We start from the raw sequence: 12,186 nt of genomic DNA, 5'->3' as shown, positions 1-12,186 counted from the left end.
CGCCCGTTAGGTCGGCACGATCTCCCTGCCCAGCGGGACCAGCGCCACGGGAACGAGTTTGATGTTCGCGACACCCAGCGGGATGCCGATGATCGTGATGCACAACAGCAGCCCGGTCACGAGGTGGCAGAGCGCGATCCACCAGCCGGCGAGCAGCAGCCACAACACGTTGCCGAGCAGCGAGGGCAGGCCCGCGTCCCGGCGTTCGGTGACGGTGCGGCCGAACGGCCACAGCGCGTACCGGGCGATGCGCAGCGACGCGAGCCCGAAGGGGATCGTCACGACCAGGATGCAGCACACGATTCCCGCGACCAGATAGCCGAGCGCGAGCCAGAAACCCGCGAGGACGAACCAGATCACGTTGAGCAGTACGGTCACGCCGCCAGTCTTCCGGAACCGCCCCGCTCGTGGCCACCGGGTGGGGAGGCTGTCCTCGCCGCGGTGCGGCGCCGTGGCGAGGACAGCCGTCGTGCCGTGGGCGTCCGCGGTCAGACGGCCAGCGTGCCGCAGGCGATCGTGACGGCCGTGCCGGACAGCACGACCTCGTGGCCGTCGAGCCGGGTGCGCACGAGACCGCCGCGTGCGGAGGCCTGCTCGCCGGTGAGGTCGCCGCGGCCGAGGTGCTCCGCCCAGTACGGGGCGAGCACGCAGTGGGCCGATCCCGTCACCGGGTCCTCCGGGATGCCGATGGCCGGAGCGAACATGCGGCTGACGAAGTCGACGCCGTCGGTGTCGGAGGGTGCGGTGACGATCACCGAGTGCGGATGCAGCCGGGTCAGCGCGTCGAGGTCGGGTTCGCAGGCGCGCACTGCGGCGGTGTCGTCGCTGACGACCAGCAGGAACCCGGCGCTGCGGCGGACGTCGGTCACGGGCACCGACGGCAGTGCGCGTGAGACGTCGAGGTCGGGGTGTTCGAAGGGAGGGTCGGCGGGAAACCGCATGTCGATGCCCGAGTCGGACCGAGTGCACCGCAACTCGCCGGAGGCGGTGGTGAACGTCTGCGAGTCGCCGAGGACGTGGGCCGCGGCGAGGGTGGCGTGGCCGCACAACGGCACCTCGGTCGTCGGCGTGAACCAGCGCAGCGGTTTCGGCTCGCGGGTGGTGACGACGAACGCCGTCTCCGCGTGCTTCATCTCCGCCGCGACGTCCTGCATCCAGCGTTCGCCTGCGGGCTCGTCGAGTAGCACGACGGCGGCGGGGTTCCCGCGGAAGGGAGTGTCGGTGAACGCGTCGACGACGTAGAGCTGCATGGCCTCACCCTAGAACCGGATGCGCGGAGCCGGTCCCGCAGCGTCCCGGTGAGTTGTGGCCGCCCGAGGTCGAGTCACGGCCCTGCTGAGCTGTGGCCCGCCGTCTGCGCGGTCCCTAGACTGACCGGCGGAAACGTCAATGCTGACGCCCGAGGAGCACACCATGACTTCGCCAGCCGTCTCCAGCCCCGCTCTGCCCAGCTACGCGTCCGGGACCTCGGACGTGCCGTTGCTCGGTGACACGATCGGCGACAACTTCGACCGGACGGTGGCGGCCTTCGGCGACCGCGACGCCCTGGTGGACCTGCCGTCCGGGCGCCGGTGGAGCTATCGCGAGCTGCAGGCCGACGTCGATGCGCTGGCGTCGGGGTTGCTCGTGCGTGGAGTGTCGAAGGGCGACCGGGTCGGCATCTGGGCACCGAACTGTCCGGAATGGACGTTGACGCAGTACGCGACGGCCAAGATCGGTGCGATCCTGGTCAACATCAATCCGGCCTACCGTGCGCACGAACTGGAGTACGTGCTGAACCAGTCGGGCATCCGGATGCTCGTCGCGGCGGCGAGTTTCAAGACCTCCGACTACGCCGCGATGATCGACGAGGTGCGCCCCCGTTGTGAATCGCTGTCCGACGTCGTGCTGCTCGGCAGTCCGGAGTGGACAGATCTGTTCGAATCGGACGGAGATGCCGAGAAGCTGGCGGCGGCCTCGCGGAACCTGTCCGCCGATGACCCGATCAACATCCAGTACACCTCGGGCACGACGGGATTCCCGAAGGGAGCGACGCTGTCGCATCACAACATCCTCAACAACGGATTCTTCGTCGGTGAACTGTGCAACTACACGGAGCGGGATCGGATCTGTATTCCGGTGCCGTTCTACCACTGCTTCGGCATGGTGATGGGAAATCTGGCGGCCACGAGTCACGGGGCGTGCATGGTGATCCCGGCGCCGGGGTTCGACCCGAAGTCGGCGCTCCAGGCCGTGCAGACCGAGCGGTGCACCTCGCTCTACGGCGTACCGACGATGTTCATCGCCGAACTCGCCGAGGACGGTTTCGACGACTACGACCTCGGCACGCTGCGCACCGGCATCATGGCGGGCTCGCCGTGTCCGGTCGAGGTCATGAAGCAGGTCATCGAGCGGATGGGCATGGCAGAGGTGTCGATCTGCTACGGCATGACCGAGACCTCGCCGGTCTCCACGCAGACGCGCGCCGACGACACGATCGAACGCCGGGTGTCCACTGTGGGCAGAGTCGGTCCGCACCTGGAGGTGAAGGTGATCGACCCGGCCACCGGGCTGACCGCGGCGCGCGGCGAACCGGGCGAGCTGTGCACCCGTGGCTACTCGGTGATGCTCGGCTACTGGAACCAGCCGGACAAGACCGCTGAGGCCATCGATGCGGCGCGCTGGATGCACACCGGCGACCTGGCCGTGATGGACGAGTCCGGCTACGTCAACATCACCGGGCGCATCAAGGACATGGTCATCCGGGGCGGCGAGAACATCTACCCGCGCGAGATCGAGGAGTTCCTCTACACCCACCCGGACGTGCTCGACGCACAGGTGATCGGAGTGCCGGACGCCAAGTACGGTGAGGAGCTCATGGCGTGGGTGCGCATGCGTGAAGGCACCGAACCGTTGACGGCCGAGACGTTGCGGGAGTTCTGCCAGGGCAAGCTGGCGCACTACAAGATCCCCCGCTACGTCCAGGTGGTGGACGACTTCCCGATGACCGTCACCGGCAAGGTGCGCAAGGTCGAGATGCGGCAGCAGGCGGTCGAGTTGCTGGGGCTGAAGGACCTCGCGGGGTCCGAGCACGCCTGATCGCCGCAGGCCCGGGTCGCTGCGGGCCCGGGCCGGCTCCGGGGTGGAGCCGCGCCTCGGAGCGGGGCTGGCAACGCGGCACCGGGACCTGCAACACGGTTCCCCGGACCTGCAACACGCGCCCCGGGAACTGCGACACGGGCCCCGGAATCCGCACCACGGGCCCTGGGACCTGCAACACGGCGCGTGGCGGCGGTGCGAGGGCGATTACCGTGGTCCGGGTGCTGACATGCGTGGGATTCGACCTGGACATGACGTTGATCGATCCGCGGCCGGGGATGGTCGCGGCGATGAACCGGCTCGGTGAGGACAACGACCTGCCGCTGGACGGGGAACATTTCGCGGCTCACCTCGGGCCGCCGCTCGACCAGTCGTTGCGCGGGTTCGGTGCGCCCGAGGACCGGATCCCGGACCTGATCACGCAGTTCCGCACCAACTACCCCGACATCGTGATCCCGCGCACGGTGGCGCTGCCCGGCGCGACGGAATCGCTCAGGGCGGTCCGCGAGCTGGGGGCGACGACCCTGGTGGTCACGGGCAAGTACGGGCCGAACGCCGACCTGCACGTCAAGTCGCTGGACCTGCCGGTCGACCGGCTCGTCGGGGACCTGTGGTCCACGGGCAAGGCCGAGGCGCTGATCGAACACGGCGCGACGGTCTACGTCGGGGACCACATCGGCGACATGCACGGTGCGAGGGCGGCCGGTGCGGTCGCGGTGGGCGTGCTGACCGGGCCCTGCTCCCGTGACGAACTCGTCGAGGCGGGGGCCGAGGTGGTCCTCGGTTCGCTGACGGAGCTGCCCGGCTGGCTGCACGGCACGTTCGCCTGACCGGCTTCGCGCCGGCCGCCGGAGTCGGGTGTCAGGATCCCTTGTGTTCGCGGACGAGGGCGATCAGGCCGAGTCCGAGGCCGAGCGGCGTGACGACGCCGGCGGCGACCGACAGCCACACCGGAAGGTCCTCCATCCCGGCTGCGAACAGGACGAACACGACGATCACGGCAAGCATGCCGACGGCGAACAGGCCGACGCCGAGACGCATCAGCAGGGGCTTGCCGGGGTGGGTCGCCTGCTCGTCCGAGGTGCTGGTCGTCATGAGTGCTCATAGTAGAGCCTGCAATGTCCTGGAACGCACCGTGTGTGGCGAGATAAGCTTGACGACACGCGCGTCCTGGGTACGCAGACCTGGGGCGCGTTCGTCATGCGGGACGGGCGCAGCGGTCCGCACCGCGGTCAGAGCAGCGAAGGAACGGTGAGGGAAGTGCCGACCGGCAAGGTCAAGTGGTACGACGCGGATAAGGGGTTCGGCTTCGTCACGCAGGACGGTGGCGAGGACGTCTTTATTCGGAAGGCCGCGTTGCCGCAGGGTGTGGAATCCCTCAAATCCGGTCAGCGGCTGGAGTTCGGGGTGGCCGACGGCCGCCGCGGTCCGCAGGCGCTGTCGATCCGGCTGCTGGACGCGCCGCCCTCGGTCGCCGAGGCGCGCCGCCGGCCCGCCGAGGAGCTGCACGGCATGGTCGACGACATGATCAAGCTCCTGGAGGCCACGGTGCAGCCGGAGCTGCGCCGCGGCAGGTATCCGGAGCGGAAGAAGACCAAGAAGATCGCCGAGGTCATGCGGGCCGTCGCCCGCGACCTCGACCCCTGATGACCGACCCCTGACGGCGCTCGCCTCGTGAGGGCAGCGACCCCGGTGACGCGGAGCCGTCGCCGGGGTCGTGTCGTCGGCGGGGCCGGTCGTGGGCGCACGGTCCTCCGGTGGGCCCGCCCGTCAGGAGCCGGCGGAGGCGGAGTTCTGCAGCGACCAGATGCCGCGGGTGACGAGCTGCGGCTGGCCGTTCTCGTCGACGATGGGGTTGCCCTGCGCGTCGACACCGTAGGCGGCACCGATCTGCTGCACCTCGACGACCGCCACCCGGTCCTGCGGGGTCGGCGGGGTGGCGGTGTAGGCGTGCCGCGAGCCGTCCGTGAACGCCTGCTGCCGAACGGTCTCCTTGCCGGTCTCGGCGTTGAGGTACTGGACGATGATCACCCACGGGGTGTCGGCGACGCTGCCGGGCACCGACACCTGAACGGGCATGCCGGGCCGGACGTCGAGGTCGACCGGGGTGTTCTCGTCGCCGCACTCCTTGAGGACCTCGTCGCAGTAGATGAGGGGAGCGGCGACGGTCGTGTCACCGTCGGCGTAGAAGGTGACCTCCGGGTCGGGTGCCGCCGAGCAGCCCGTCACGAACAACGCCGCGCAGCCCAGCAAGGCTCCTACCGCTCGTCGCATGCTGCTCAGGTTACGGCTCGCGGGCGGGCTCGGCGGCCGAGGGTCCTCCGGCGGGGTCGCCCGCGCCGCCGGGCGGGCCGCCGCCCGCGGGACCGCCCCGGGATCCGCTCGCGGGACCGTGCGGCCTGGCCCGGCCCCGTGAGGTGCCGTACGACGACGTGGCCGATCCGGCCGCCGGTTTGCGCGAGGACCTGCTGGCCACGGCTTGCAGCTTCCCGCCGAGGTTCGGCAGCATCGACTTGCCCGCGCGGGCGAGCCACGTCTGCGTCAGGCCCAGCGCGAGCAGCAGCGACACGACGAGGAAGCCGATCCAGTACGTCGGCGGCAGCAGCAGGCCGACGGCGCCGCCGAAGACCCACGCGAGCTGCAGCACGGTCTCCGACCGGCCGAACGCCGACGCCCGCGACTCCTCGGGCATGTCCTGCTGGATGACCGCGTCGAGGGAGTTCTTCGCCAGGGCACTGGCGGTGGCGCCCGCGAGTCCGACGATCGCTGCGGTGGTAAGGCCGGAGACGACGGCGGCGATGACCGTGGAGGCCAGCGCCGAGGCCACGCACACGAGGATGACCTGGTCGGGCTTGCCGAAGTGCATCCGCGAGCCGATGGCGTTGCCGATGAACCCGCCCGCGCCCGCCGCGGCGCCGATCACTCCGAGCATGATCAGCTGCGTGAACGGGCTGTAGTCGCCGGCCTCGGTCTGTTCCTTGACCGCGAAGGCCGCGAACATCATGAGGAACCCGGTGAGCAGGCGGATGGAGCCGTTGCCCCAGAGAGCCACCGTGGTGTGGTGGCTCATGGGGGTGCGTTTCGGCCTGGCCTGTCTGGCGTCGGCGCCGGTCTGGTGGTGGTCGGTCAGTGAGGCGGGGACCTCACCCTCGGTGACCTCGACCCACGACGGGATCCGCATCGCCTGGAACGCGCCGAGCCCGCAGATGACGGCCGTGTACCAGAGCGCGGCCGACGAACCGAACAGCGAGTTCAGTCCGGCGGCCACCGCGCCGAACGCGCCGCCAGCGGCGAGGCCGAAGACGGTCAACCGCGCGTTGGTTTTGGACAGAGTGATCTCCGGTGGCAGCACGCGTGGCGTCACCGCCGCCTTGAGCACCATGAACGATTTCGACAGCACCATCTTCCCCAGCGCCGCGGGGTAGAGGATCCAGCTGTCGAAGTTCAGCGCCATCAGCACGCACATGAGCAGCTGGCCCGCGCTGGCGAGGCACATGGCGAGTCTGCGACCGCGCTGGATGCGGTCGAGCGCAGGGCCGATCACGGGCGCGACCAGCGCGAACGGTGCGATCGTGATCAGCAGGTAGAGCGCGACCTTGCCTCGGCTCTCACCGCTGCTCGCCGCGAAGAAGAGCGTGTTGGCCAGCGCGACCGCCATCGCCGCGTCACTGGCGTAGTTCAGCATCACCGCGTACGTCAGCGAGGTCAGCCCGGACTTCTCCGCGCCGTCGGCCTTCGCCGCCCGCTGGAACGCTCCGACGGCCTTGCCGGACAGCTCCCTGCTGCGCAGGGCCGCCACGCGGGTGACGGTCAGTTTCCGCGGCGTCTTCTGGCCGGCGTCGAACCCGTGCTCGGCGTCCTCAGGGGGACGCTGCGGTCCCTGCGGCCCTCCGGCCTGCTCCGGGTGGCCGCCGGGGCGCTCCGGTGCGGGGCCGTCGCCCGGACCAGGCGGGTAGCCGCCGGTGTCGTAGTAGTCGCCGAAGTCGTTGCGGCCGCTCGGCGGCTGCGGCGGGTGATCCCACGGCCGCGGTGGATACGGCCGTGAGCCGCGCGGCGGAGTGGGGATCGCGCCGGTCGGGGCGTTGTCGGCCGTCACGTCGGGTGGCTCCGGCGGCCGCCGGGGCGGCTGCGGGCCCGGGTGCGGCGAGTGCGGGGGAGCCGGGTGGGTCCCGTCCCGCCGTTCCTGCGGAGCGGCAGCCGGCCGGTCGGGACCTCGCCGCTCGGGACCCCGCTGGTCAGGACCCTGCGGGAGGGGCGGCTGACCGGGCCGGGTCGGATTCTTCGGAGGGGTGTTGTCGGCGGGCGGTTGCTGTGCACCCGGTTCGGGTGTCCACCTCCGCTTGCCCCGCTTGTTCGACCCCATGCGCTCAATCCTGCCGTACTCGTCGCCGACCCGTCCGGGTGATGGTTGACTCGGCTCGTTCCGTTCACGGGCAGCTTGCCCGTCGGCGGTTCAGTTCGCCGGAACGAACGTCACCCTGAACATTTTCGGCCACAGCTTGCCGGTGATCAAAAAGCGGTCCGACCCCGGATAGGCGGCGATGCCGTTGAGCACCGCCTCGGGGGAGGTGACCTCGCCCTCTTCGAGCAGTCCGGAGGCGTCGATGCGGGCGGTCACGCGCCCGTCGCCGGGGTCGATGCGGACGATGTCCTCGGTTTGCCACACGTTGGCGTAGACGTCACCGCCTGCGCACTCGAGCTCGTTGAGGCCCTCGACCGGGCTGCCCGCCTCGGTGACCTCGACCGAGCCCTGCGCTGCGAACGTCTCGGGATCGCGGAACGTCAACGTCGCCGAACCGTCGCTCATGACGAGCCGGTCCTCCTGGTCGCACAGGCCCCAGCCTTCGCCGTCGTAGGACACGCGGCGTCGTTCGGCCAGCGTGTCCGCGTCACGTTCGATCGCGACGCCGCTGGTCCACGTGAGCTGCCACACCCTGGAGCCGGTGACGGTGATGCCTTCGCCGAAGAACTCGTCGGGCAGGTCCACGCTGCGCTCCGGCGGCCGGCCCGCCGGGCCCGCCGTCAGCTTCGACTCACCGTTGCGCCCGGTGCCCTCGTAGAGCGTCTCGCCCGCGAACTCGAGGCCCTGGGTGAAGGCCGTCTCGTCGTGCGGCAGTTCCCGCTCGACCTGCACACGCAGTTGCTCGACGCCCTGCCCCGAGCTCGCCTGCGCGCCGTCTCCGGCCCGGTCGGCGGTGCCGGGGGCGCACGCGGCGACGGCGGCCGCGGCGGCGAGAAGGGTCGACGCGCGTTTCACGTCGTCGAGCCTCGCACAGGTGCGCCGGCAGGGTCCGGGCGCGTGGCCGGGCTCGCCGTTTCGGCGGCCGCCCCAGCGGGGGACGGCCGGTGCGGCACAATGGCGACCATGACGTTGCCTGTCACCCTCGACGACGGTGCGAACCGGCAGAAGCTGGTCGACGCGGTGGAGACGGCGCGCGAGGCGGCCGTCCTCGACGCGGGCGAGGAGCACGTGGGCGCGCACGCCGGTGTCGAGCACGAGGACGCCGTGTCCGTCAGCCACCTCTTCGACGCGATCGTGGCCGGGTATCGCGGCTGGCGCTGGTCGGTGACGGTCGCGGCGACGGGCGCCGACTCGCCCGTGACGATCAGCGAGGTGGTGCTGCGGCCGGGACCGGACGCGCTGGTCGCGCCGAGCTGGGTGCCGTGGGAACGCCGGGTGCGGCCCGGCGACCTCGGAGTGGGCGATCTCTTCCCGCCGGAACCCGGAGACGACCGGCTCGTGCCCGCCTACCTGGACGTCGACGACCCCGAGGTGACCGAGACCGCTCACGAGCTGGGTCTCGGCAGGGCGCGCGTGATGTCGCGCGAGGGCCGCGAGGACTCGGCGAGGCGCTGGAAGGGCGGCGAGTACGGACCGCGCGCGGACATGGCGCGCAGTGCACCCGCGACGTGCGGCACCTGCGGGTTCTATCTGCAACTGGGCGGGTCGCTGAAGGCGGCGTTCGGAGTGTGCGGCAACGAGTACGCGCCCGCCGACGGGCACGTCGTGCACGCCGAGTACGGCTGCGGCGCGCACTCGGAGGTCAAGGTCGAGACGACGCCGTCGGTGCCGGTCGCCGAGCTGGTCTACGACGATTCGCTGCTCGACTCCGAGCCTGCGAGCGGGTGAGTGGCCTGCCTGACGCGTTCGGTCTGGACGGGCTCCGTGCCGCCGTCCTGCGCGCGTGGCGGGACTCGCCGACCAGGCTGACGGAGGACACCAACGCCGAACGGGACCTGCGCGCCGGCGGGTATCGCGACCGGCTGCTGGTCGAACTCGCCCAGAACGCCGCGGACGCCGCCGCGCTGGCGGGGCGGCAGGGCCACCTGCGCGTGACGGTGACAGGCGGCGAACTGCGCGTGGCCAACACCGGCGCCCCGCTCGACGAGGCGGGCGTGGCCGCGCTGGCGTCGCTGCGGGCCTCGGCCAAACCGGAGGGCACGGTCGGCCGGTTCGGAGTCGGTTTCGCCGCGGTGCTGGCGGTGACGTCGGAACCGCGCATCGTGTCGCGTACCGGTGGCGTGGTGTTCTCCGAGCGGCGCACGAAAGCCGAGGCGGGTGCCGGTGATGTGCCGGTGCTGCGGCTGCCGTGGCCACCCGGTGACGAGGAACCTCCCGTCCCCGACGGATTCGACACCGAGGTGCGGTTGCCGCTGACCGTGCCCGCAGGCGACCTGCTGGCCACGATCGCCGCCGAGGTGCCGGATCTGCTGCTGGCGTTGCCGTGGCTGGCGCGCGTGGACGTCGACGGCCGCACGTGGACGCGATCGGCGGCCGGGGCGGACTCGGGAGGCGGCGTCGTCACGCTGTCGACCCCGGAGACGACGGCCCGGTGGTTGACGCACGCGGCGGACGGCGTGGTGTGGGCGCTGCCGGTCGACGGCAGCGACGGGGAGACGCCGATGCCGCGCACCGAGGACGTGCTGCACACGCCGACGCCGACGGACGAGCGGCTGTCGCTGCCCGCGCGGTTGTTCGCGCCGGTGCCGGTCGAGCCGTCGCGCAGGCGCGTGCTGACCGCTGAGCAGGCCCGGCCGGTGCTGGCCGTGGCGGCTCGGATCTATCCGGGATTGGCACGCCGCCTGGTGGCCGTGCACCGGCCGGCGGCCGTGCCCGCCGTGCGCTTCCCGCTGTCCGAAGTGGACGCCGAGCTTCGCGACCTCGTGCTCTCGGAACTGTCCGAACAGGATTGGTTACCGGCCGCGGCCGGTGGTGACGTCGCGGGCGGGCGGGCGCGGGTGCTGCCGGTGGACGCGCCGGAACTGGTCGCGCTGCTCGCCGACGTGGTTCCGGGTCTGGCCGCCGCGTGCGGGCCCGGCGCGGCCCGGCTGCTCGAAACGGTGGGTGCGCGCGCGATCGGCGTCGCGGAGACCGTCGAGGCACTGACCGGGGTCGAGCGGACTCCTGCCTGGTGGCACGGGCTCTACGACGCGTTGCTGGCCGCCGTCGAGCGGCGCGAGGTCGACCCCGCCGAGCTGGGCGCACTGCCGGTCCCGCTCGCCGACGGCCGTACCGTCCCCGGGCCGCGCGGCGCGCTGTTGCCGGATCCCGCGCTGACGGAGTCCGGTCTGCCGCGGCTCGGCGAACTCGACGTCGTCGGGCTGCACCTGGTGCACCCCGACGCGGCGCATCCGCTGCTCGAACGCCTCGGCTCCGACCGAGCGGGCCCTGCGGAGTTGCTCGCTGCCCCGGCGTTGCGGGAGGCGGTGGAACGCAGCGTCGAGGACGCCGTGTCCGGTGTGGACGTCCGCCCGCTCGTCGATGTGGTGCTGCGGCTCTCCGGTCACGGCGACGCGGCCGGACTGGCAGCCCTCGCGCTGCCCGCCCGGTCCGGCTGGCGCAGGGCCGACGAACTGGTGCTGCCGGGCGCTCCGGTGCTCGACGTGTTCGACCGGGAAGCCGTGGGTGTGGACGGCGCGCTCGACGTGCTCGACGAGACCTTCGCCGAGTCGAACGACCGGACCGCGCTCACCGCACTCGGCGTGCTCGACTCGTTCGCGCTCGTCGTCGACGACGAACCGGCAGGCGCCGACCACGAACTGCCCGACGAGGCCGCCTGGTGGGACGCGGAGACGCCGGCGCGGGTGTACGCGGTGCGGGACCTCGACCTCGTCGCCGACGACGCGTGGCCCGCGGCGGTCCGGCTGCTGGCGCAGCGGCCGGAGACCTGGCGTGCACTGACCGAGCGCGGCGGGCACGCGCCGTGGTGGCTGGCGCGGTTCGCGCTGCTCGGCGGGCGCGCCCCGATGGAATGGCGGATGCCAGCCGCCCACGATCTCACCGGACTGTTCGACCCGGTGCCGGACGTCGGCCTGTCTCCGGACCAGCTCGCCGCCGTCGGCGTCCGCGGCGGGCTCCCGGATGTCTCCACTGTGGACTCCGACGACGTCGAGGACCTGTGCGACCGGCTGGCCGATCCCGAGCGGTCCGTCCCGCTGGGGCTGACGCTGCGCGTGCACCGCCTGGTGGGCGAGTACCGGCGGACGGCAACGGCAACGGGTGCGCCCGATCCTCCCGACCGGGTCCGCACGCTCGACGGCACGGTCACCGATGCCGACGACGTCGCGGTCCTCGACGGCCCCTGGCTGCTCGGTGCGGTTCCACCCACCCGGTTCGCGGCGTGCGCGGCCGCCGGAACCGACCCGGCCTGCCGTCCCGGCACCGGCGGCGGCTCCGACGTGGGCACGCCCGGCGGCGCCCCGGTGTCCGAGCTCGCCGACGCCTTCGACCTGCCGCTCGCCACCGAGGTGATCGACGCCGACGTGAGCAGTGCGGGTGAGTTCGCGGCGTGGCCGGACCTGCCCGCGGTCGTCGAGGTCGCCGAGCTGCTGGGCGCCGCGCTGCCCGACGGCGGCGTCGTCGTGCACGACCACCTCACGGTCGCCGGTGCCGACGTCGGCGAGCACGACGTCGCCGTTCCGTGGTGGTGCCGTCCCGGCCCGCACGACACCGAGGTGCTGCACGCGACGGACACGTCCGACGGGCTGGCCAGGGCTTTCGCCTGGGCAGCCGGGCTGTGGCCACGCCGGTGGGAGATCGCCGCCCTGCTCGACGACCCGGATCCGCGGACACTGCTCGGCTGAGGGCCGCCGCAAGGGCAGTTGACC

General features: G+C 72.0%; 11 protein-coding genes. 5 read left to right on the top strand and 6 right to left on the bottom strand.

Annotated elements, in window-relative coordinates; all coding sequences use genetic code 11:
* Window positions 1–6: 6 nt before the first annotated feature.
* Together LY12_RS13780 and LY12_RS13775 are read right to left on the bottom strand one after the other, a co-directional pair.
* The gene (locus LY12_RS13780; RefSeq protein WP_253856627.1) at window positions 7–378 is read right to left on the bottom strand and encodes a YccF domain-containing protein; all 372 of its coding nucleotides are present in this window, start codon (window positions 376–378) and stop codon (window positions 7–9) included.
* A 110-nt stretch (window positions 379–488) separates the two neighbouring features.
* Window positions 489–1,250, bottom strand: a complete 762-nt coding sequence (locus LY12_RS13775) for a PhzF family phenazine biosynthesis protein (RefSeq protein WP_253856625.1) — start codon at window positions 1,248–1,250, stop codon at window positions 489–491.
* Between the two features lie 163 nt (window positions 1,251–1,413).
* Between LY12_RS13775 and LY12_RS13770 the strand changes: the two genes are divergently transcribed.
* Window positions 1,414–3,078, top strand: a complete 1,665-nt coding sequence (locus tag LY12_RS13770) for an AMP-binding protein (RefSeq protein ID WP_253856623.1) — start codon at window positions 1,414–1,416, stop codon at window positions 3,076–3,078.
* 221 nt (window positions 3,079–3,299) lie between these two features.
* Entirely contained in the window at window positions 3,300–3,908 is a 609-nt protein-coding gene (locus tag LY12_RS13765; protein WP_253856621.1) for an HAD family hydrolase, read from the top strand.
* A 31-nt stretch (window positions 3,909–3,939) separates the two neighbouring features.
* Here LY12_RS13765 and LY12_RS13760 read toward each other — a convergent pair whose 3' ends face one another.
* Window positions 3,940–4,173 (bottom strand): hypothetical protein, encoded by a 234-nt coding sequence (locus LY12_RS13760; RefSeq protein ID WP_253856613.1) that lies wholly within the window; start codon window positions 4,171–4,173, stop codon window positions 3,940–3,942.
* A 165-nt stretch (window positions 4,174–4,338) separates the two neighbouring features.
* Between LY12_RS13760 and LY12_RS13755 the strand changes: the two genes are divergently transcribed.
* Window positions 4,339–4,725: a cold-shock protein gene (locus LY12_RS13755; RefSeq protein WP_183785390.1), complete on the top strand. Its 387-nt coding sequence runs from the start codon at window positions 4,339–4,341 to the stop codon at window positions 4,723–4,725.
* Window positions 4,726–4,848: 123 nt separating this feature from the next.
* Here LY12_RS13755 and LY12_RS13750 read toward each other — a convergent pair whose 3' ends face one another.
* From LY12_RS13750 to LY12_RS13740, 3 genes are all read right to left on the bottom strand, one after another.
* Window positions 4,849–5,352, bottom strand: a complete 504-nt coding sequence (locus LY12_RS13750; protein WP_253856610.1) for a DUF2771 family protein — start codon at window positions 5,350–5,352, stop codon at window positions 4,849–4,851.
* A 10-nt stretch (window positions 5,353–5,362) separates the two neighbouring features.
* On the bottom strand, window positions 5,363–7,174 hold the full coding sequence (locus LY12_RS13745; RefSeq protein ID WP_253856608.1) for an MFS transporter: 1,812 nt from the start codon (window positions 7,172–7,174) through the stop codon (window positions 5,363–5,365).
* Between the two features lie 357 nt (window positions 7,175–7,531).
* A complete protein-coding gene (locus LY12_RS13740) occupies window positions 7,532–8,335 on the bottom strand; it encodes a glutaminyl-peptide cyclotransferase (protein WP_253856606.1) in 804 nt (267 codons plus the stop codon).
* A gap of 108 nt (window positions 8,336–8,443) precedes the next feature.
* On the opposite strand from LY12_RS13740, the gene LY12_RS13735 reads away from it, so the two are divergent.
* Together LY12_RS13735 and LY12_RS13730 are read left to right on the top strand one after the other, a co-directional pair.
* On the top strand, window positions 8,444–9,208 hold the full coding sequence (locus LY12_RS13735) for a DUF3027 domain-containing protein (RefSeq protein WP_253856604.1): 765 nt from the start codon (window positions 8,444–8,446) through the stop codon (window positions 9,206–9,208).
* On the top strand, window positions 9,205–12,162 hold the full coding sequence (locus LY12_RS13730) for a sacsin N-terminal ATP-binding-like domain-containing protein (protein WP_253856602.1): 2,958 nt from the start codon (window positions 9,205–9,207) through the stop codon (window positions 12,160–12,162). Before LY12_RS13735 ends, LY12_RS13730 begins: the two co-directional genes overlap by 4 nt.
* Window positions 12,163–12,186: the final 24 nt, after the last annotated feature.

Source organism: Prauserella alba (assembly GCF_024171735.1).
GTDB lineage: Bacteria > Actinomycetota > Actinomycetes > Mycobacteriales > Pseudonocardiaceae > Prauserella > Prauserella alba.
The sequence above is the reverse complement of the archived record's forward strand: the minus strand, read 5'-3'. Positions and strand labels throughout refer to the sequence as shown.

What these genes read in the sequence shown, in the direction of transcription:
- LY12_RS13775 (WP_253856625.1), bottom strand. Translation starts at nt 1,250, where the DNA reads ATGCAGCTCTACGTCGTCGACGCGTTCACCGACACTCCCTTCCGCGGG.
- LY12_RS13760 (WP_253856613.1), bottom strand. Translation starts at nt 4,173, where the DNA reads ATGACGACCAGCACCTCGGACGAGCAGGCGACCCACCCCGGCAAGCCC.
- LY12_RS13770 (WP_253856623.1), top strand. Translation starts at nt 1,414, where the DNA reads ATGACTTCGCCAGCCGTCTCCAGCCCCGCTCTGCCCAGCTACGCGTCC.
- LY12_RS13735 (WP_253856604.1), top strand. Translation starts at nt 8,444, where the DNA reads ATGACGTTGCCTGTCACCCTCGACGACGGTGCGAACCGGCAGAAGCTG.
- LY12_RS13750 (WP_253856610.1), bottom strand. Translation starts at nt 5,352, where the DNA reads ATGCGACGAGCGGTAGGAGCCTTGCTGGGCTGCGCGGCGTTGTTCGTG.